We start from the raw sequence: 19,279 nt of genomic DNA on the forward strand, positions 1-19,279 counted from the left end.
CGGGGTATCGGTCACAGCCCGTGCATCCTTTTCGCCCACTGGATGCCCACGAAGACCCCCTTGAAGCGCGGCAGCAGAAACAGCGACAGCGCCACGGTGCCAAAGCCGAAGATGGCCAGCATCTCCATCGGGCTGGGACGGTAGGCCATATAGACGTGGAGCATGCCCGCCACCATCAGGTGGCCCACGATCAGGATTGTCAGATAGGCCGGGCCATCATCGGCGCGCGTCTTGGTCAGATCGAGATCACAATGCTCGCAGCTGTCTTTCAGCTTGAGATAGCCTTGCAATACGTGGCCTTCGCCGCATTGCGGGCAGCGCCTGCGCCAGCCCTTGCGGACGGCGGGCCAGAAGGGACGCTCTTCCAACTCGGCGGTAATCGTTTCCGTGGCCATGGTGGCCTCCTCATGCGCGGATCCTTGGATTGGTTCCATATCTAATCCTGCCGCGCAACAATCTAAACCCCACCGGGGCGCGGCAAACTGGCTGTGAAACTTTTTGCGACGGAAACTGCGACCTGCCCCGTTCAAAGGTCAGACAGGCATGAAAAAGGAGATTGCAGATGTCGACCAAGAAAGCCCTGATGCTGAGCGTTCTCATTCCCGTTGGCCTTGCGCTGGCCCTTCCCGTGGCGGCCATGGGGCCGGGCGGACGCGGCGGCGACATGGAACGCCCGAGCTTCACCGAGCTCGATGCCGATGGCAATGGCGAGCTGACGCTGGAAGAGATGCTGGCGCATCGCGACGCCCGCTTTGCCGAGGCCGACACCGATGGAGATGGCAGCCTCAGCCGGGATGAGATGATCGCGGCGGCCATGGGCCGGGTGGAAGAGAGCATCGACCGCCGGTTCGAGCGGTTCGACGACAATGAAGACGGCCTACTGAGCGCCAATGAGCTTGACGACATGCGCCCCCGTGGCCCCGGGCCGGAGCGTCTGTTCAGCCGCATGGATGAAGACGGTGACGGCGTGGTGAGTGCCGAGGAATTCGAGACCGCGGCGGCCAACATGATGCAGCGCCGCGGCGGCATGGGCGGCCAGGGGCGCCATGGTGGCGGCGAGGGCCACGGTTGGCGGTGGGGTCAGTCTGACGAAGGCTGATCGCACAATCGATCATGACACGGGAACGAGCGGCCTTTCCCCGGTCGCTCTTTCCTCAACTGCGCAGGCGGGCTACGACAGGAGAATGGAGCCGTTGGATGCCGATCTGGACCAGCTTCAGGACGATGCCCTGATGGTGCTGTTTGCCAATGGCGAACCGGCAGCGGCCCGTGTTCTGACCGCCCGCCTGCTGCCCCGGGCCCTGAGCCATGCTGCCCGGGTTCTGGGCGACCGGGCCGAGGCCGAGGATGTGGCGCAGGAGGCGATGCTGCGGCTCTGGCGCGCGGCGGCAAACTGGCAGTCCGGGGGCGCCAAGCCTTCGACCTGGCTCTACAAGGTGGTGGCGAACCTGACCGTGGACCGGTTGCGCCGGTCGGGACGCGCCGTGGGGCTGGACGAAAGCGCCGAGCCCGAGGATGATCGGCCCGGCGCAGAGGAACAAATGGTGCAGGCCGGCCGCATGGCGGCTCTGGATGCGGCGCTGGCCCGACTGCCGGAACGGCAGCGCCAGGCGGTGGTGCTGCGCCATATCGAGGGGCTTGCGAACCCCGAAATCGCCGACGCGCTGGAGATTAGCGTCGAGGCCGTCGAAAGCCTGACCGCGCGGGGCAAACGCGCGCTGGCTCAGGCGCTGGCCGGACAGAAGGAGGCCCTTGGGTATGACACATGAGCTGGACGATCTCTTTGCGGCTGCCCGCAAGGCCGAGGTGCCGGGCGACGATCTGGTGGCCCGGGTGCTGGCCGATGCGGCAGCCGTGCAGTCCGGGGCGGCGACGCGAGCCGCGCCTTCGGGGGGCGGTTGGATGTCGGGCCTGCTGTCCGGAATCGGCGGCTGGTTCGGCGCAGGGGGCCTGGTGGCCGCCACCACGGCGGGACTTCTGATCGGATTCTACGCGCCGGACACGGTTGACACGGTCCTGGGCGGGCAGCTGTCCGAACTGGGGCTGGTGACGCAGGACGATCTGATGCCGGGGCTGGCCTATCTGCTGCCCGGCGAAGGGGGATAGGAGATGACGGAACCCACCCAAGCCAAGCCACGCACACGCCGGGGGATCAAGATTGCCCTGGGGCTGAGCCTGGCGGTTAACCTGCTGATTCTGGGCGCGATTGGCGGGGCCCTGTTGAACGGGCGGCCCGACGGCTCGATCCGCGACCGGATGGACCTTGTGCGCACGCTTGGTCTTGGCCCGCTTGGCCGGGCCCTGGAGCGGGAGGACCGCAGCCAGATCGTGGCCCGCGTGAGCCAGGACCGGGTGCAGCTGCGGGCAGAGCGCGAGGCGCTTTTGGCCGCGACGCTCGCCTTCGTGACGGCGGTGGAGGCCGATCCGTTCGACCGCGAGGCCACCGCAGCGGCGCTGGCGCAGCAGCGCGACCACGTGCGCGGGCTGCAGGAGCGCGGGCATGGGGCGCTGATGGAGCAGCTGGAACGGATGTCACCTGCCGCACGGGCGGAATTCGCCGCCCGATTGCGCCAATCGCTGGAGCGTCATCGCGACGATCGCCGGTAACCCCTGCCGTTTCGCCGCCTGCCGGCGTCGATCCGGGAGCGTCCCGTCTCAACCCCCGGCTTGCGCCGGAGGCCTCGACGGGACGCGTTGCCACGGATATGTGGCACGGTCGGCTCTGCAGGGGTGCTGGCCATACGGATGTCAGTGCGGGACGCCTCCGGCGGAGGTATTTTTGCCAAGATGAAAGGGGGGATGCGTCTTGTCTGGCCCGGTCACGGCCGCTTTCGGCGTTTCGGAGCCCGGCTTCCTTCCTTGCGTGACTGCGGCCACCTTCTTCGGGCGGAGGCGATCGGCGACGCCCTGTTCAACCTGACCGTCCCGATCCGCGTCAGGCCGCCGAGGCCGAGAGCGTTACGAGATTTCGGCCGTCCGATTTGGACCCGTAGAGCGCCATGTCGGCCTTCTGGATCAGCTGTTCCGCCGGATCGCCGGATTGCTCGGTGATGGTTAGTCCGACGCTCATCGTGACGGCAATCGCGCGGGCCGGGCCGTCAATGCCGATCGGGCTGCCACCGATGGCCTCGCGCAGCCGTTCGGCGCAGTGCAGGGCCGCGGCGGCGTCCGTGTCTTGCAGGGCCACGAGGAATTCCTCTCCGCCGAGGCGGGCCAGAAGATCCTGCGGGCGCAGCACCGCGCGCAGGCGCTTGGCCACCGATGACAGCACCGCATCGCCCGCCGCGTGGCCATGGCGGTCATTCACGGCCTTGAAGTGATCGAGATCGAGCATCATCACCGCGACCCCGCGGCCCGGCTCCTGCAACATCCGGTCGAGCCGTTTGAGTGCAAAACGGCGGTTGTGCAAACCAGTGAGGCTGTCGGTCACGGCCAGTTCCAGACCCGCTTCGACGGTGGCGCGTAGCCGGTCGGACTGGCGCTTGCGGCGCAACTGGGTCTGGATGCGGACGGCCAGTTCCTCCGGGTCGATGGGGTCGTAGAGGATGTCGCCAGCGCCGAGATCGAGCGCCACGGCCCCGCGTTCGCGGTCATTGCGGGGCAGGACGGTCAGGGCTGCGGCATGGCGGGTCGCGGGGCGCGAGCGCAGGTCGGAGAGCAGGCGCAGCCCCTCGTTGCGCATGGTGAGGTCCGCGGCGATGACGAAGACATCCGGAGCGCTGCCGGTGTCGCGGGCCTGAAGCACCCGTTCGCGCGGCATCACGATCAGATGTTCACTCAGCCGGGGGGCCAGGGCGCGCTTCCAGGCCAGGCCGGTGACCGCGTCAGGGGCGACCAGCGCCACCTTGCCCGGCATTTCATAGGCCGGGGCGGGTTCCGCAAAGCCGAGTCCGGCATAGGAGTCTTCCCGCAGGCGCAATTCGCGCTGGATCTCATGGGCGCGCAGCAACGACCGGACTCGGGCCAGCAGCGTGACCTCGTCGACCGGTTTCGACAGGAAGTCATCGGCGCCGTGCAAAAGCCCCTGCATCTTGCTGTCACGGTCGGCCAGCGCGGTCACGAGGATCACGGGGATATCGGCGGTGTCGGGGTCGGACTTGAGCTGTTCGCAGACGCTGACCCCGCTGATGTCAGGCATCATCACGTCCAGCAGGATCAGGTCCGGCTGTTCCGATTTCGCAAGGCGCAGCGCGGCCTGCCCGCAATCGGCTTGGAGCACGGAATAGCAGGCCGCCGCCAGCTTGACCTTCATCACGATGCGATTGGTGGCCACATCGTCCACAACCAGTATGCGCCCTGTCATCCTATGCTCCGCCACTGTTTATCTCGGGGCTTTCTTCATCCATGCTCCCGAAAGGTTAACAAAGCCTTTAACGAGAGGGATTCGCGGGCATATGAATGCAACTCGGGCAGAAGAAGTTGCGCTTTTGGCGCTCGGCTGGCTGGTCAGCAATGACGATCTGCTGCCGGTCTTTCAGGGGGCAAGCGGAGTCTCGGCCGATGATCTGCGCGCGGGGGCACAGGACCCGGCTTTCCTGGCGTCAGTCCTCGATTTCCTGCTGATGGACGATGCCTGGGTGATCGCGGTCTGCGATCACCTGGTGGTGCCTTACGAAACGCTCTACCAAGTCCGCCAGATGTTACCCGGCGGAGACTTGCCCAACTGGACCTGAGAGACCAACGGTCAGTCGCTTCCGCCTTCGCCGGCACAAAGCTTGGCCAGCAGGCGCTTCAACTCGCTGCGTTCTTCGACGGAGAGCTTGGCGTTGAAGTGGTTCATGTTCTCGGAGCAGATCGGAACTGCCTGGATCATCCGGTCATAGCCCGCGTCGGTCATGCTGACCTCGGTCATGCGACGGTCTTCCTTGCCGATGGCACGGGTGATCAACCCCTCGGTTTCCAGCGCGCGAAGGGCGCGGGAAGTGGCGGTGCGGTCGATCCCGACAAAGGCCGCGATATCGGAGGGGTTCTTCAACCCCTCTTCCGCAACGGCCAGAAGGATGCACCAGCCAACCCGCGTCAGGCCGAAACGCCTCAGCCCGTCTTCGACCCTGCGCTCCACAAGGCGCGCCGCAAATGACGCGTGAAAGCCGATGCTATCGTGCAACCCGTATTTCAATCGCTGTCCGTCCATGAAAGCCCCAGACAAAAAAACAGAGTGTCCGGCCAACTCCAAGACACTTCATGGTGGCAATTACTATTCCATCATGCAGTATTTCACTACTGAGGGAGGAATTCAATGATTTCGGCAATCCTATTCGACAAAGACGGAACCCTGTTCGATTTCCAGGTCAGTTGGTCGGCCTGGGCGATGACATTTCTGCGCGATGCGGCCTCTGGGGACGAGACCCGCGCTGCGCATTTGGGGGCTGTTCTGGGCTTTGACTGGCATGCGGGGCGATTTCGCGAAGACAGCTGCGTGATTGCCGGGACCGACGAAGACATCGTGTCGGCGCTGGAACCGGAGTTGCCGGGTGTCAGCAGGGCCGAGCTTAAGATGAGGATCGCCCTTGCCGCCGCCGAGGCCCCGCAGAGCGAGGCGGTCCCTCTGGCCCCGTTTCTGGACGCGCTGAAGGCGCGAGGGTTGAAGGTGGGCGTGGCCACCAATGACACCGAAGCCACCGCGCGGGCCCATCTTGCGGCGTCAGATGTGCTCGACCGGTTCGATTTCATCAGCGGCGCCGATAGCGGTCATGGTGCAAAGCCGGGGCCGGGCATGTGCCTTGCCTTTGCCAATGCACTTGGCCTGTCGCCAGCCGAGGTGCTGATGGTCGGGGACAGCCTGCACGATCTGCATGCAGGTCGCGCGGCGGGAATGCACACGCTCGGGGTGCTGACCGGGGTGGCCGGGGCCGAGGTTCTGGCGCCGCATGCGGATTACGTTCTGCCCGATATCGGTGGCCTCGAAGGGTTGCTGGACCCCGACAATCGCCTCAGGCCGACCGACCTCGCGTCGTAAACGACGCAAACGGAATCGGAATCCGTCGCTATCTGAAAACTGTGCGGGCGGGTGCTACGCCAATTTGGGGCCAACAGGATTGGAGAGCCCCGATGACCGAAGACGCCCCCCGCCGCCGCCGTGCCGGCGGACGCCGCGGCCACGCAGACCGTGCCGGACATGCCGCCATCGACCAGATGCCGTGGCGCCTGCCGGTCAACCCTGACCGCCCGACCGAACCGATGCCCCCCGAGGGGGTTCAGGCGATCCACAAGGGCGCCATGCGGATATTGTCGGAGATCGGGATCGAGTTCCTGAACCCGGTCGCACGCGACCATCTTGCCCGTGCCGGTTGCAAGGTCGAGGGCGAAAACGTGAAGATGGACGAGGATTTCGTGATGGAAATGGTGGCGCGCGCGCCCGACCAATTCTCGATCACCCCGCGCAATCCCGATCGGAAACTGATTATCGGTGGCAATCACATCGTCTTTGGAAATGTCTCCTCGCCGCCCAATGCATGGGATATGGATCGCGGCAAGAGATCCGGAGATTTCGAGACCTACAAGGAATTTCTGAAGCTTACCCAGTATTTCAACTGCATCCATTTCGCGGGCGGCTATGCGCCGGAGCCGGTGGATGTGCATGCGTCCGTCCGGCATCTGGAGTGCCTCTATGAAAAGCTGACGCTGACCGACAAGGTGGCCCATGCCTATTCGCTCGGGCGTGAACGGGTCGAGGACGTGATGGAGATGGTGCGCATCGCGGGCGGGCTGACGGAGGGAGAGTTCCGCGCGACGCCGCATATGTACACCAACATCAACTCTGTCTCGCCCCTGAAACATGACTTCCCGATGCTGGAAGGCGCGATGATCCTGGCCGAGGCGGGGCAGGGCGTGGTGGTGACGCCCTTCACGCTGGCCGGTGCCATGGCCCCGGTGACCCTGTCGGGCGCCGTGACGCTGAGCCTGGCCGAGGGGCTTGCGGCTATTGCGTTGCTGCAATTCATTGCGCCGGGATGCCCGGTGGCGATCGGCACGTTTACCTCGAATGTGGACATGAAATCGGGCGCACCGGCCTTTGGCACCCCGGAATACATGCGCGCCACGCAGATGACCGGGCAGATGGCCCGGTTCTACGGGCTGCCGATGCGCGCCAGCGGCGTCTGCGCGGCCAACGTGCCCGACGGTCAGGCGATGTGGGAAACCTGCCATTCGCTGTGGTCGGCGGTGCAGTCGGGCACCAACATGGTCTATCATGCGGCTGGTTGGCTGGAGGGCGGGCTGATCGCAAGCCCAGAGAAATTCGTGATGGATTGCGAAGTCTTGCAGATGATCCAGCGTTATTTCGAGCCGCAGCTATGGGCGACGGCGGACGAGGATATCGCCATCGACGCGATCCGCGAAGTGGGTCCGGGTGGGCATTACTTCGGCGTGCAGCACACTCAGGACCGCTATCAGACCGCGTTCTATTCCCCCTTCGCCAGCGATTGGCGCAACTATGAGGCCTGGGAAGCGGATGGCGGCACATGGACGGCGGAGCGGGCCAACAAGATCTACAAGAAGATCATCGCGGAATTCGAAGCACCGGCCATGGATGAGGCGGTGAAGGAGGAATTGCGGGCCTTCGTGGATCGCAGGATTGCCGAGGGCGGCGCGCCGACCGATTTCTGAGATCATGGCTTTCCCTGCCGACGGAGCGGGAGGGACCTGAGTAACGGCTTCTTAACCTCTTGGGTCTAGACCTGAGCGACAGTTGAAGGGAGCCTGAGAATGCATGGTCTTGTGAACCGTGCCCTGCAGGGGTTTTTGATCGACACCTATGGAGGGGTGACCTGGGACGAGGTGTTGAGCCAGGCCGGACTGCCGGCGGGCGGGTTCGAATCCATGCTGCACTACGAGGATCGCCTGACAGGTGAGGTGATCGTCGCGGCCTCTGCCGTGCTGCACAAGGATCGTTGCACCCTGCTGGAGGATCTGGGCACTTACCTTCTGTCGCATCCCAACCAGGAAGGGCTGCGCCGCCTGATGCGCTTTGGCGGCGACTCGTTCTTCGACTTCCTGCAATCGCTGGATGATCTTTCGGGCCGGGCCCGGCTGGCGCTGCCCGATCTGGATATGCCCGACCTGACGATCCAGCATGACAGTCATAACCGTTTCGTCCTGTCGGTCCGATGGGGGCTGCCCGGGGCGGGGTCGGTGTTTCTCGGGGCGTTGCGGGCGATGGCCGATGACTACGGCGCGCTGGCCTTCTTCGAGGCGGAAGAGGGCGAAGATGGCGTTGAACGCGTGGTGATCGACCTTGTCGATCAGTCCTTCGCCTCCGGGCGCAGCTTTACCCTCGGGGGACGGGTGGCATGATCCAGGATCGGGTCATCGGACTGTCGGGGACCGCGCTGGACCAGCTGATGCCCATGCATCTTTGGGTCGGCCCGTCGGGGCTGATCAACCGGGTCGGCCCGACCCTGTCCCGGATCGCAGCGCGGGATCTGCGGGGCCAGCCGCTGTTTGATGTCATCGACCTGTATCGCCCCCGATCCGCCCGAACGCTGGAGGCGCTTTTATCCCTGCAGGGTGCACGACTGACCCTGTGCCTGCGCTGCCTGCCCGATCTGCAATTCCGCGGCATCGTGGTGGGGTTGCCCGCCGGTGTGGGTGGGCTGATCCAACTGTCGCTCGGGTTGTCCTTTGCCAAGGCCGTGGATGACTGCGGATTGACGCTGAAGGATTTTTCACCGTGTGATCAAACGGTTGACCTGCTATACCTGCGAGAGGCCAATGCCGCCATCGCCCGCGAGTCCCGCAAGCTGACCGAACGGCTGCAACGCGCCAGGCAGGCTGCGGAACAGCAGGCCCTGACCGATACGCTGACAGGGCTGGCCAACCGGCGGGCGATGGATGCGGCCCTGCTGGCGCTGACCGAGGTGCCAGTGCCGCGCTTCGGGCTGATGCATCTGGATCTCGATTTTTTCAAGGAGGTGAATGACAGCCTCGGCCACGCGGCGGGCGACCATGTGCTGACCCATGTGGCCGATATCCTGCGCTCGGAAATCCGCGGCGGCGATATCGTGGCGCGGGTCGGCGGCGATGAATTCGTGCTGCTTTTCCGCGATTGCGATGATCCCGACCTGTTGGAGGCCATCGGCGCGCGTCTGATCACCCGACTGGAGGAGCCGACGATCTTCGACGGGCAGGCCTGCCGCATCTCGGCCAGTGCCGGGTCGGTTCTGGCCTCGCGCTATGATCACCCGACGCCGGACCGGATGCTGAATGATGCCGATGTCGCGCTTTATGCCTCGAAGAACCGGGGGCGGGCGCAGCATACGCTCTATTCGGAGGATCTTCTGGCCCCGCTCCGGCCCAATTGAAACGGCCCGCATCCTGGAAGGTGCGGGCCGGTCATGGTCCATGCCAAAGAGTGATCAGGCGGCGGGGCTGGCCTGAAGGCTTTGCACGTTCAGATCGCCCTCGCGTGCCGCGCGCATGGCCAAGGCAGCGGCATGAGCCCCGGCGGCGGTGGTGAAATAGGGGATCTTGTCATAAAGCGCGACCGAGCGGATCTCGCGGCTGTCTTCAACCGCCTGCGCACCCTCGGTCGTATTCATGACCAAGTGAATCTCGCCATCCTTCAGCAGATCGACGATATTCGGACGGCCCTCATAGACCTTGTTGACCGTCTCGCAGGCCAGCCCGTGGCCTTCCAGCCAGCTTGCACTGCCGCGGGTCGCAACCAGGGTAAATCCCAGATCAATCAGGATCTGTGCCGCTTCCAGCATCAGGGCGCCCTTGTCAGCATCCTTGATCGACAGGAAAACGCGGCCTTCAGTGGGAAGGATCGTGCCCGCGCCAAGTTGCGCCTTGAGGAACGCGCGGGGGAAGGACACGTCCCAGCCCATGACCTCGCCGGTCGAGCGCATCTCCGGCCCAAGGATCGTATCGACACCGGGGAAGCGGGCGAAGGGAAGAACCGCCTCCTTCACCGAGTACCAGGGCATCATCGGGTCGGCCAGCGTCATCGGATCGGCCTCGGGCAGGGTTCCCGGCTTGGCGTTCTCCGGGTAGGGCGCGCGCATCGGGAAGGTCGACAGCGGCTCTCCGGCCATAAGCCGCGCGGCGATGGACGCGATCGCGCTGTCGGTCGCCTTGGCCACGAAAGGCACCGTGCGGCTGGCGCGCGGGTTCACTTCGATCAGGTAGACCTCGCCATCCTTCACCGCGAACTGCACGTTCATCAGGCCGACGACATTCAGCGCCAGCGCCAATGCGTGGGTCTGTTCCTTGATCACATCCAGAACATCGGCGGGCAGCGAATAGGGCGGCAGCGAACAGGCGGAGTCGCCCGAATGCACGCCAGCCTCCTCGATATGCTGCATGATGCCCGCGATGTGCACCTCTTTACCATCGCAGAGGGCATCCACGTCCAGCTCGGTCGCGCCGTCGAGATAGCTGTCGAGCAGCACCGGGCTGTCGCCCGACACCACCACCGCCTCGTTGATATAGCGGCGCAGCTGGTCCATGTCGCGCACGATTTCCATGGCGCGCCCCCCCAAAACGTAGGAAGGGCGGATCACCAGCGGGAAGCCGATCTCTTCCGCAATGGCCAGCGCCTGGTCGTCGGTCGAGGCGATGCCGTTATGCGGCTGCTTCAGCCCAAGCCGGTTGACGAGGTCCTGGAACCGCTCGCGGTCTTCGGCCAGGTCGATGGCGTCGGGCGAGGTGCCGAGGATGGGGATGCCAGCCTCTTCCAGCGCATTGGCGAGTTTCAGCGGGGTCTGGCCGCCGAACTGAACGATCACGCCATGAAGCGTCCCGGCCTCCTGCTCGACGCGCAGGATCTCCATCACATGCTCAAAAGTCAGCGGCTCGAAATAGAGGCGATCCGAGGTGTCATAGTCGGTCGAAACCGTCTCGGGGTTGCAGTTGACCATGATGGTTTCATAGCCCGCGTCTGTCAGGGCGAAACAGGCGTGACAGCAGCAATAGTCAAATTCGATACCCTGGCCGATCCGGTTGGGTCCACCGCCCAAAATCACGACTTTCCGGGCACTTGAGGGGCGTGCTTCACATTCCGCTTCACCCATGACGCTGTGTTCATATGTTGAATACATGTAAGGCGTCTGCGCTTCGAATTCCGCGGCGCAGGTGTCGATCCGCTTGAATTGCGCGATCACGCCAAGGTTCACGCGGGCGCGGCGGACGTTGTCTTCGTCCCGGCCCGTCAGCTTGGCCAGACGGGCATCGGTGAAGCCCATCATCTTGACCCGGCGCAGGCCCTCTTCGGTGACCGGCAGGCCATTCCTGCGAATGTCTTCCTCGGCGTCGATGATCTCACGGATACGGGCGAGGAACCATGGATCGAAGGACGTGATCGCCTGAATTTCGTCATCCGAGAAGCCATGACGCATGGCCTGCGCGATGACACGCAGCCGGTCGGGGGTCTGTTCCGACAGCGCCTTGGACACCGCCGCCTTGTCGGGCGCGCCGGGGATGGCGATCTCGTCAAAGCCGGTGAGGCCGGTTTCCATCGAAGCCAGCGCTTTTTGCACGGATTCATGGAAGCTGCGCCCGATGGACATGGCCTCGCCGACGGATTTCATCGCCGTGGTCAGGTAGGGTTTGGAGCCGGGGAACTTCTCGAAGGCGAAACGCGGGATCTTGGTGACCACATAGTCGATGGTCGGCTCGAAGCTGGCGGGCGTGACCTTGGTGATGTCGTTGTCCAGCTCATCAAGCGTATAGCCCACGGCCAGTTTCGCGGCGATCTTGGCAATCGGGAAACCCGTGGCTTTGGAGGCCAGCGCCGAGGACCGAGACACGCGCGGGTTCATCTCGATCACCACCATGCGCCCGTCGGCGGGGTTCACCGCCCATTGTACGTTGGACCCGCCGGTTTCGACCCCGATCTCGCGCAGAACGGCGATACTGCCGTTGCGCATGATCTGGTATTCCTTGTCGGTCAGCGTCAGGGCAGGGGCCACGGTAATGGAATCGCCCGTGTGCACGCCCATCGGGTCCACGTTTTCGATGGAACAGACGATGATGGCGTTGTCGGCGGTGTCGCGCACGACCTCCATCTCGTATTCCTTCCAGCCAAGCAGGCTTTCATCGACGAGGATCTGGTTTACGGGCGAGGCATCCATGCCGGTGCGGCAATAGTGGATGTAGTCTTCGCGGTTATAGGCCACGCCACCGCCAGTTCCCCCCAGGGTGAAGGCGGGGCGGATGATGGCGGGCAGGCCGATCTCTTCCAACTCGTCCAGAGCCATCTGCACGCCCGCATCCAGATCGGCGCTGCCATTGGCCTTCTTGGGGGCGGTGATGATGGTCGCCTTTGGGTTCTCCAGCCCGATCCGGTCCATCGCCTCGCGGAACAGCTTGCGGTCCTCGGCCATTTCGATGGCGTCGCGCTTGGCGCCGATCATCTCGACGCCGAACTTGTCCAGCACGCCCATCTCTTCCAGCGCCAGCGAGGTGTTCAGACCGGTCTGCCCGCCCATGGTGGGCAGCAGCGCGTCGGGGCGTTCCTTCTCGATGATCTTGGCCACCACCTCGGGCGTGATCGGCTCGATATAGGTGGCGTCGGCAAGACCGGGGTCGGTCATGATCGTGGCCGGGTTCGAGTTGACCAGGATGACCCGGTAGCCTTCCTCGCGCAGCGCCTTGCAGGCCTGGGCCCCGGAATAGTCGAACTCGCAGGCCTGGCCGATCACGATGGGCCCCGCTCCGATGATCATGATGGACTGGATATCGGTTCTCTTCGGCATGGCGTGTCCCCGGGCAGCAGGCGTGGGCGACGAGGGGATGCCCCCCCGCGCAAATTGTCCTGCGTTATAGGGATGGAGCGCCTGCGCGCAAGGGGGGTCTGGAATGAATCTCAATCTGTCGCGTCCGGGGGTGTCCGTCGGTGGCATTTGCCCCTATCTGGGGTGCAAGCGGAATCAAGCCACGAGTCGCCATCTGATATGCGCATCACTTTCGATCACGGACCCGGGTCTGGGCGCAGAAAGTTCGAATCTCCGCGCGCATTGATCATTGCGCGGGATGCAGGTGATGTGGCCGGGGCGCTGCAGGAGATGGAGATCGCCCGCGCGGGCGGGGCATGGCTGGCGGGATATGCCAGCTATGAACTGGGATACGCGCTGGACCCAAGGCTCGCGCCGCTGATGCCGGAAGCGCGAAAAATGCCATTGCTGTGTTTCGGCGTCTACGATCGGCCGGAGCCCGCAACCTCGGGATCTCGCACGGTTCTGCGCCCGCGAAACATCGCCCCCCGCTGGAGCGCTTCGCGTTATGCTCAGGCCTTCGACCGGCTGCACGGGCTGATCGGGGCGGGGGATCTCTATCAGGCGAATCTGACCTTCCCGATCGACCTCGACCTTGCCGGGTACTCCGCCGCATCGCTTTACGAGGGGCTCAGCGACGGGCAGCCCGTCGGCCACGGGGCGCTGATCGAGCAGATGGATGGCCCCGATATTCTCAGCCGCTCGCCGGAGCTGTTCTTCCGCACCGACAGCGCGGGCCGAATCCAGACCCGGCCCATGAAAGGCACGCAGCCCCGGTCTGCCGATCCGGGCGAAGACGCCGCGCGACGGGAGTTTTTGAAGACCGACGAAAAGAACCTAGCCGAAAACCTGATGATCGTTGACCTGCTGAGAAACGATATCAGCCGGGTGTGCGTGGCGGGCAGCGTCAAGGTGCCGGAGCTGTTTACCGTCGAAAGCTACGCGACCGTGCACCAGATGGTATCGCTGATCGAGGGGCAGTTGCGTAGCCGCACAGGGCTTTCTGACATCCTGCGTGCCCTGCATCCCTGCGGGTCCGTGACCGGTGCGCCGAAGATACGCGCGATGGAGGTGATCCGAGAGTTGGAGCCGTGGCCGCGCGACATCTATTGCGGTGCCATCGGATGGGCCGCGCCGGATGGGCGGTCGGAATTCAGCGTCGCGATCCGCACTTTGATCCGCGACAAAACGGGCCATGCGGTGCTGAATGTGGGCGGCGGCGTGGTCTGGGACTCAACCGCCGCATCGGAATATGAGGAGGCGCTGTGGAAAGCCCGTTTCCTGAGCCGGTTCCAGCCGGAACCCGCCTGATCGAAACTTTCGGTTGGTGGCCGGGCGAAGGCGTGCGGCGGCTCGACCGGCACCTTGCCCGCATGGGGCGGAGCGCCGGGACGCTTGGCTTTCCCTTCCATGAGGACGCGGCGCGGGAACGGGTCGCGGGGCTGGACGGGCAGGGGCCGTTGCGCTGTCGCCTGACACTGGGATCTGCCGGAGATCTAGAGCTTATCGCGGTTCCCTTGCCGCCTGCCCCGGACCGGGCATGGCGCGTGGCGATCCACCCGGAGCGGCTGCGGTCGGATGATCCCTGGCTCGGTCATAAGACAACCAACCGCGCACTTTACGACCAGGCGCGGGCGGCCTTGCCCGACGGTGTGGATGAGTATCTTTTCCTCAATGAACGCGGCGAGGTCTGTGAAGGGACGATTACGAACATCTTCGTGACGCTTGAAGAAGGTCAGTGGGTCACGCCGCCCCGATCTTCCGGCCTGCTGCCGGGCGTCTTGCGCGAGGAGCTGCTTGCCAGCGGCGAGGTTGAAGAAGCCCCCGTCACTCTCGACATGCTACGCTGCGCCCGCGCCGTGACCCTCGGCAATTCCCTGCGCGGAGAGATCCCCGCTCAGCTGCTCATATAGTCCCGCGTCAGCGGCACAGCCTCCTGCTGGCGGGCTAACTGCATCTGAAACACGCATTGCTTGGCATGGCGGAACGACATTTCACTGGCCTTGAGGTAATAGCGCCACATCCGCACGAAGCGCGCATCATAGAGCCGCTCTGCCTCCTCCTCGCGGGCCATGAACCGGTCATACCAATGGCGCAGGGTTTCCGCGTAATGCAGGCGCCAGACCTCCACATCCGTGGGGTAGAGCCCCGATTTCTCCACCGCCGTCGACATTTCCGACAGGGCGGGCACATAGCCGCCGGGGAAGATGTATTTGGTGATCCACGGGCTGGTGCTGCCCGGCGGTGTGGCCCGCCCGATCGTGTGGATCAGCGCGATGCCATCCGGGGTCAGTCGGTCGCGCACCGTGTCGAAATACTCCCGGTAATGGGGCACGCCCACATGTTCGAACATGCCCACGGACACGATCCGGTCGAACTGTCCTTTAACGGCGCGGTAATCCTTCAACTCAAAGCGCACCTTGTCGGCCATCTCCGCCGCTTCGGCCCGCGCGCGGGACCAGTCCAGCTGTTCGGTCGAGAGCGTCACGCCCAGAACCTCGACGCCGTAATCCTGCGCCAGGGTCAGGGCCATCCCGCCCCAGCCAGACCCGATCTCGAACACCCGCATCCCCGGTTCAAGACATAGCTTTCTGGCGATATGGGCCTTCTTGGCCGCTTGCGCTTCCTCCAGCGTCATGTCGGGGTGGCGAAAATAGGCGCAGGAATACTGCCGGTCCGCGTCCAGAAAGAGGTCATAGAGCGATGCCGACAGGTCATAGTGATGGGCCACGTTCGACCGCGCCTTGCTGGCCGGGTTCCATTGGTCCAGCCTGCGCCGCGCCAGCCGCGATGTCTGGATCGCCCTGCGCCACCACAGATCACCCGACTGCGCCACATTCATCGCCAGAAATGCGTGCAGCCCGTCCAGATCGTCGCCGTCAATGGTGATCCGACCCTCCATGAAGCCTTCGCCCAGGGTCATATCCGGCGCGGTCAGGATGCCCCGCGCGATGCCCTGATCGTGAAAGCGCAACCCGACCTGAGGCCCCGGCCCGCCCTCGTATCGGCTGACCTTGCCATCAGCATCCGTAATCTCCAGTGCGCCGGTCTTGACGAACCCGCGCAGCATTCCGTCCAACAGCTTGTCCCACATCGCCCTCAAAACCCCCGTCTCATCAGGTCGCGCGTGTCACAATCCGGGGGGTATTCTGCCAAATCCCGCGAAAAAGGGAAGATTTCACCGCGAAACAGCCCCAGGCCCGGCAAAGCACCGCCGGGTCGGCCTTGACTTCCCGGCGCGCAGAAGGTGTATCGGCACAGTCGAAATTCCACCCCCGAAGGGACATCCGTGATGCATGCTTTCCGCAGCCATACCTGCGCCGAACTGACCAAGGAAAACGTGGGCCAGACCGTGCGTCTGTCGGGCTGGGTCCACCGGGTGCGCGACCATGGCGGCATCCTGTTCATCGACCTGCGCGACCATTTCGGCGTGACGCAGGTGCTGGCAGACCCCGACAGTGCCGCGTTCAAGGACGTGGAAAAGGTGCGGTCCGAATGGTGTATCCGCATTGATGGCGAGGTGAAGGCCCGCCACCCGGAACTGATCAACCCCAAGATCCCCACAGGCGAGGTTGAGGTTTTTGTGCGCGGGCTGGAGGTTCTCGGCGCGTCCGAGGAACTGCCCTTGATGGTCTTCGGCGATCAGGAATACCCGGAAGAAACCCGCCTGCGCTACCGCTTCCTCGACCTGCGTCGCGAGAAGATGCAGAAGAACATGAAGCTGCGCTCGGACGTAGTGCGCTCGATCCGCCGCCGCATGTGGGATCTCGATTTCAACGAATTCCAGACGCCAATCATCACCGCATCTTCGCCCGAGGGTGCGCGTGACTTCCTCGTGCCCTCGCGCCTGCATCCCGGCAAATTCTACGCGCTGCCGCAGGCCCCGCAGCAGTTCAAGCAGCTTTTGATGGTCTCGGGCTTTGACAAGTATTTCCAGATCGCGCCCTGTTTCCGCGACGAGGACCCGCGCGCTGACCGTAGCCCGACCGACTTCTATCAGCTCGACATGGAGATGTCGTTTGTCACCCAACAGGACGTGTTCGACACGATCCAGCCGGTGATCGAGGGCGTGTTCGAGGAGTTCGGCGGTGGCCACACCGTCGACAAGCACTGGCCGCAGATCAGCTACAAGGACGCGGCGCTGTGGTACGGCACCGACAAGCCCGACCTGCGCAACCCGATCAAGATGCAGGACGTGTCCGAGCATTTCGCGGGCTCCGGCTTTGCCATCTTTGCCAAGATCCTCGAACAGGACGGTACCCAGATCCGTGCGATCCCGGCACCCAAGGGCGGCAGCCGCAAGTTCTGTGACCGGATGAACAAATTCGCGCAGGAACAGGGGCTGCCCGGCATGGGCTATATCTTCTGGCGCGAGGGCGAAAACGGCATGGAAGCTGCTGGCCCTCTGGCCAAGAATATCGGGCCTGAGCGAACAGAGGCCATTCGCCAGCAGCTGAAACTGGGCAAGGGCGATGCGGCCTTCTTCCTGGGCGGCAAGCCCGAAAGCTTCGAGGCTGTGGCCGGTCGCGCGCGCGTGGTCATTGGCAACGAACTGGGCCTGACGGAACAGAACCGTTTCGCCTTCGCCTGGATCGTCGATTTCCCGATGTACGAGGCCGACGAGGAAACCGGCAAGATCGATTTCAGCCACAACCCGTTTTCCATGCCGCAGGGCGGGATGGAGGCGCTTCAGGGCAACCCGCTCGACGTGCTCGGCTACCAGTATGACCTTGCCTGCAACGGCTACGAACTGGTGTCCGGCGCAATCCGGAACCATAAGCCCGAGATCATGTTCAAGGCGTTCGAACTGGCAGGCTATGGCGAAGAGGAGGTGCGCAAGCGCTTCGGCGGCATGGTCAACGCCTTCCAATACGGCGCCCCGCCCCACGGCGGCTGTGCGGCGGGGATCGACCGCATCGTGATGCTGCTGGCCGATGAGGCGAATATCCGCGAGGTCATGCTGTTCCCGATGAACCAGCGGGCCGAAGACCTGATGATGAACGCGCCGTCTGAGCCGATGGCCGAACAGCTGATGGAACTGGGCCTGCGCGTCATCCCGCAGGACTGACATTCGCCCATGGCGACAGAAAGGCCCGGCATATCCCCGCCGGGCCTTTTGCTTGTGTGCATTCCGAGCTTTGGCGGGCGCGCGAAGCAGGCTATCTTTCGGGCATGGATACCCCGTTCACCTTTTGCCCATGACCTCCCCGAACACCCTTGCCACGATCCGCTTTGGCACCGGCCTGCGCCCGGGATTTCCGGTGGCCTCCCCCGAGGCGATGCTGGCCGCGCTGACAGAGCCTGACCAGATGGTCACGGCTTTCCCGCTCGACAGCTATGAGACCCGTGCGGCCTTTCGGATCGAATACACCCGCCTTCAGCGCGCGCGAAATGACAGCGATGCGGCGGAAGCGGCGTTTCGCGACATGCGCGACGCGCTCAATCGCGAGGTGCTGAACCAGATGGCCGTGACCCTTGCCCGGGGCGTGGCCGATCCGCATGGGCTGCGCGAACGGCTGGTCTGGTTCTGGGCCGATCACTTCACCACCGTGGGCGGCCGTGGCTTCATGCGCGGGGCCATTGCCGCCTATATCGACGAACAGATCCGTCCCCATGTGGCGGGCCGGTTCGGCGATATGCTGGAGGCCGCGATCCTGCATCCGGTGATGGTGCTCTACCTCGATCAGGAACGCTCTTACGGGCCCAATTCCATCGCCGGGCAGCGGCGCGGAGCCAGCCTCAACGAAAACCTCGCGCGGGAATTGCTGGAACTGCACACGGTCGGGGCGGATGGCGGCTACTCCCAGGACGATGTGCGGCAGATGGCGGAGCTTCTGACCGGGCTTGGCGTCACGCGGGACGGCGCGCTGGCTTTCCGGCCCAACAATGCCGAACCGGGGGCAGAGACGGTGATGGGCAACAGTTATGGCGGTGACGGTCAGGCCAGGCTCACCGATATCCGCGCCGCGCTGCATGATCTGGCGATCAGGCCAGAGACTGCCGCCCATGTCTGCCGAAAACTGGCCGACCACTTCCTGTCCGACGCGCCCGATCCGGGGCTGGTGGCGGATATGCAGGCGGTCTGGCTCGAGACCGGCGGCGATCTGGCGGCGGTGACGGCCACCCTGTTGACCCATCCTGCCGCCATGAGGCCGGGGCCGGGGCGCGTGAAACAGCCGCTGCACTTCCTCGTATCGGCCCTGCGCGCGTTGGAGGTGCCGCCGGAAGGGCTGATCCGCGCGCCGTTGCACCGGCTCAGGAACCTTGCAGCGCGTCCGATGGCGGCCATGGGGCAGGGCTGGCAGAACGCGTCCGGCCCGGACGGGTATTTCGACGACGACGCGGAATGGATCGGCCCGCAGACCTTGGCCGCGCGCATTGCATGGTGCATGACCGTCCCGTCAGAGCTGCGCCCGCACTTGCCCGACCCGCGCGCCTTTGCCCGCGATGCGCTTGACAATGCTGCCCCGCCGGACCTGTTGCAGGCCGCCGCCCGCGCCGAAAGCCGGATCGAAGGTGTCGGGCTGGTGCTGGCCTCGCCCGCGTTTCAGAGGAGTTGAGCC

General features: G+C 64.5%; 18 protein-coding genes. 13 read left to right on the forward strand and 5 right to left on the reverse strand.

Translation table 11 applies throughout. From position 1 onward, the window contains the following. Positions 1–11: 11 nt before the first annotated feature. Positions 12–395, reverse strand: coding sequence for a DUF983 domain-containing protein (locus ACOOEX_RS05195; RefSeq protein ID WP_420397439.1), 384 nt, complete (start codon positions 393–395; stop codon positions 12–14). Positions 396–562: 167 nt separating this feature from the next. Here ACOOEX_RS05195 and ACOOEX_RS05200 point away from each other — a divergent pair, with 167 nt between their 5' ends. From ACOOEX_RS05200 to ACOOEX_RS05215, 4 genes are all read left to right on the forward strand, one after another. Beyond that, entirely contained in the window at positions 563–1,099 is a 537-nt protein-coding gene (locus ACOOEX_RS05200; RefSeq protein WP_420397440.1) for an EF-hand domain-containing protein, read from the forward strand. 85 nt (positions 1,100–1,184) lie between these two features. After that, the gene (locus ACOOEX_RS05205; protein WP_420397441.1) at positions 1,185–1,769 is read left to right on the forward strand and encodes an RNA polymerase sigma factor; all 585 of its coding nucleotides are present in this window, start codon (positions 1,185–1,187) and stop codon (positions 1,767–1,769) included. Beyond that, complete coding sequence (locus ACOOEX_RS05210) at positions 1,759–2,106, forward strand: hypothetical protein (RefSeq protein ID WP_420397442.1); 348 nt, start codon at positions 1,759–1,761, stop codon at positions 2,104–2,106. Before ACOOEX_RS05205 ends, ACOOEX_RS05210 begins: the two co-directional genes overlap by 11 nt. Positions 2,107–2,109: 3 nt before the next feature. Next, complete coding sequence (locus ACOOEX_RS05215; RefSeq protein WP_420397443.1) at positions 2,110–2,607, forward strand: periplasmic heavy metal sensor; 498 nt, start codon at positions 2,110–2,112, stop codon at positions 2,605–2,607. Between the two features lie 328 nt (positions 2,608–2,935). Here ACOOEX_RS05215 and ACOOEX_RS05220 read toward each other — a convergent pair whose 3' ends face one another. Then, positions 2,936–4,303 (reverse strand): diguanylate cyclase, encoded by a 1,368-nt coding sequence (locus tag ACOOEX_RS05220; RefSeq protein WP_420397444.1) that lies wholly within the window; start codon positions 4,301–4,303, stop codon positions 2,936–2,938. Positions 4,304–4,394: 91 nt separating this feature from the next. On the opposite strand from ACOOEX_RS05220, the gene ACOOEX_RS05225 reads away from it, so the two are divergent. Then, a complete protein-coding gene (locus ACOOEX_RS05225) occupies positions 4,395–4,673 on the forward strand; it encodes a DUF3572 domain-containing protein (protein ID WP_420397445.1) in 279 nt (92 codons plus the stop codon). Positions 4,674–4,684: 11 nt separating this feature from the next. Here the strand turns inward: ACOOEX_RS05225 and ACOOEX_RS05230 are convergent, their stop codons facing one another. Further along, on the reverse strand, positions 4,685–5,134 hold the full coding sequence (locus tag ACOOEX_RS05230) for a MarR family winged helix-turn-helix transcriptional regulator (protein ID WP_420397446.1): 450 nt from the start codon (positions 5,132–5,134) through the stop codon (positions 4,685–4,687). A gap of 105 nt (positions 5,135–5,239) precedes the next feature. Between ACOOEX_RS05230 and ACOOEX_RS05235 the strand changes: the two genes are divergently transcribed. The 4 genes from ACOOEX_RS05235 (at position 5,240) to ACOOEX_RS05250 (ending at position 9,302) form a co-directional block, all read left to right on the forward strand. Then, positions 5,240–5,959 (forward strand): HAD family hydrolase, encoded by a 720-nt coding sequence (locus ACOOEX_RS05235; RefSeq protein ID WP_420397447.1) that lies wholly within the window; start codon positions 5,240–5,242, stop codon positions 5,957–5,959. Between the two features lie 92 nt (positions 5,960–6,051). Continuing rightward, positions 6,052–7,608 carry a trimethylamine methyltransferase family protein gene (locus tag ACOOEX_RS05240; protein ID WP_420397448.1) on the forward strand — a complete coding sequence of 519 codons (1,557 nt, stop codon included), beginning with the start codon at positions 6,052–6,054 and terminating at the stop codon, positions 7,606–7,608. Between the two features lie 99 nt (positions 7,609–7,707). After that, on the forward strand, positions 7,708–8,295 hold the full coding sequence (locus ACOOEX_RS05245; protein ID WP_420397449.1) for a heme NO-binding domain-containing protein: 588 nt from the start codon (positions 7,708–7,710) through the stop codon (positions 8,293–8,295). Then, entirely contained in the window at positions 8,292–9,302 is a 1,011-nt protein-coding gene (locus tag ACOOEX_RS05250; RefSeq protein ID WP_420397450.1) for a diguanylate cyclase domain-containing protein, read from the forward strand. The genes ACOOEX_RS05245 and ACOOEX_RS05250 overlap by 4 nt, the downstream gene beginning before the upstream one ends. 54 nt (positions 9,303–9,356) lie before the next feature. Here ACOOEX_RS05250 and carB read toward each other — a convergent pair whose 3' ends face one another. After that, the gene (gene carB, locus ACOOEX_RS05255; RefSeq protein WP_420397451.1) at positions 9,357–12,698 is read right to left on the reverse strand and encodes a carbamoyl-phosphate synthase large subunit; all 3,342 of its coding nucleotides are present in this window, start codon (positions 12,696–12,698) and stop codon (positions 9,357–9,359) included. Positions 12,699–12,896: 198 nt separating this feature from the next. Here carB and ACOOEX_RS05260 point away from each other — a divergent pair, with 198 nt between their 5' ends. Both ACOOEX_RS05260 and ACOOEX_RS05265 read left to right on the forward strand, forming a co-directional pair. Further along, positions 12,897–14,027: an aminodeoxychorismate synthase component I gene (locus ACOOEX_RS05260; RefSeq protein ID WP_420397452.1), complete on the forward strand. Its 1,131-nt coding sequence runs from the start codon at positions 12,897–12,899 to the stop codon at positions 14,025–14,027. Beyond that, a complete protein-coding gene (locus ACOOEX_RS05265; RefSeq protein WP_420397453.1) occupies positions 13,982–14,629 on the forward strand; it encodes an aminotransferase class IV family protein in 648 nt (215 codons plus the stop codon). The genes ACOOEX_RS05260 and ACOOEX_RS05265 overlap by 46 nt, the downstream gene beginning before the upstream one ends. On the opposite strand, the gene ACOOEX_RS05270 is transcribed toward ACOOEX_RS05265, so the two are convergent. Next, the gene (locus ACOOEX_RS05270) at positions 14,614–15,810 is read right to left on the reverse strand and encodes a class I SAM-dependent methyltransferase (protein WP_420397454.1); all 1,197 of its coding nucleotides are present in this window, start codon (positions 15,808–15,810) and stop codon (positions 14,614–14,616) included. The genes ACOOEX_RS05265 and ACOOEX_RS05270 overlap by 16 nt on opposite strands. A gap of 198 nt (positions 15,811–16,008) precedes the next feature. Between ACOOEX_RS05270 and aspS the strand changes: the two genes are divergently transcribed. Together aspS and ACOOEX_RS05280 are read left to right on the forward strand one after the other, a co-directional pair. Then, entirely contained in the window at positions 16,009–17,784 is a 1,776-nt protein-coding gene (gene aspS, locus ACOOEX_RS05275; RefSeq protein ID WP_420397455.1) for an aspartate--tRNA ligase, read from the forward strand. 130 nt (positions 17,785–17,914) lie between these two features. Beyond that, positions 17,915–19,276, forward strand: a complete 1,362-nt coding sequence (locus ACOOEX_RS05280) for a DUF1800 domain-containing protein (protein ID WP_420397456.1) — start codon at positions 17,915–17,917, stop codon at positions 19,274–19,276. Positions 19,277–19,279 lie beyond the last annotated feature (3 nt).

The organism is Nioella sp. (assembly GCF_965215655.1).
GTDB lineage: Bacteria > Pseudomonadota > Alphaproteobacteria > Rhodobacterales > Rhodobacteraceae > Nioella.

Excerpts from the sequence above, each read along its gene's own strand:
- ACOOEX_RS05195 (WP_420397439.1), bottom strand. The coding sequence starts at position 395 with ATGGCCACGGAAACGATTACCGCCGAGTTGGAAGAGCGTCCCTTCTGG.
- ACOOEX_RS05200 (WP_420397440.1), top strand. The coding sequence starts at position 563 with ATGTCGACCAAGAAAGCCCTGATGCTGAGCGTTCTCATTCCCGTTGGC.
- ACOOEX_RS05205 (WP_420397441.1), top strand. The coding sequence starts at position 1,185 with ATGGAGCCGTTGGATGCCGATCTGGACCAGCTTCAGGACGATGCCCTG.
- ACOOEX_RS05210 (WP_420397442.1), top strand. The coding sequence starts at position 1,759 with ATGACACATGAGCTGGACGATCTCTTTGCGGCTGCCCGCAAGGCCGAG.
- ACOOEX_RS05215 (WP_420397443.1), top strand. The coding sequence starts at position 2,110 with ATGACGGAACCCACCCAAGCCAAGCCACGCACACGCCGGGGGATCAAG.
- ACOOEX_RS05220 (WP_420397444.1), bottom strand. The coding sequence starts at position 4,303 with ATGACAGGGCGCATACTGGTTGTGGACGATGTGGCCACCAATCGCATC.
- ACOOEX_RS05225 (WP_420397445.1), top strand. The coding sequence starts at position 4,395 with ATGAATGCAACTCGGGCAGAAGAAGTTGCGCTTTTGGCGCTCGGCTGG.
- ACOOEX_RS05230 (WP_420397446.1), bottom strand. The coding sequence starts at position 5,134 with ATGGACGGACAGCGATTGAAATACGGGTTGCACGATAGCATCGGCTTT.
- ACOOEX_RS05235 (WP_420397447.1), top strand. The coding sequence starts at position 5,240 with ATGATTTCGGCAATCCTATTCGACAAAGACGGAACCCTGTTCGATTTC.
- ACOOEX_RS05240 (WP_420397448.1), top strand. The coding sequence starts at position 6,052 with ATGACCGAAGACGCCCCCCGCCGCCGCCGTGCCGGCGGACGCCGCGGC.
- ACOOEX_RS05245 (WP_420397449.1), top strand. The coding sequence starts at position 7,708 with ATGCATGGTCTTGTGAACCGTGCCCTGCAGGGGTTTTTGATCGACACC.
- ACOOEX_RS05250 (WP_420397450.1), top strand. The coding sequence starts at position 8,292 with ATGATCCAGGATCGGGTCATCGGACTGTCGGGGACCGCGCTGGACCAG.
- carB (WP_420397451.1), bottom strand. The coding sequence starts at position 12,698 with ATGCCGAAGAGAACCGATATCCAGTCCATCATGATCATCGGAGCGGGG.
- ACOOEX_RS05260 (WP_420397452.1), top strand. The coding sequence starts at position 12,897 with ATGCGCATCACTTTCGATCACGGACCCGGGTCTGGGCGCAGAAAGTTC.
- ACOOEX_RS05270 (WP_420397454.1), bottom strand. The coding sequence starts at position 15,810 with ATGTGGGACAAGCTGTTGGACGGAATGCTGCGCGGGTTCGTCAAGACC.
- aspS (WP_420397455.1), top strand. The coding sequence starts at position 16,009 with ATGCATGCTTTCCGCAGCCATACCTGCGCCGAACTGACCAAGGAAAAC.
- ACOOEX_RS05280 (WP_420397456.1), top strand. The coding sequence starts at position 17,915 with ATGACCTCCCCGAACACCCTTGCCACGATCCGCTTTGGCACCGGCCTG.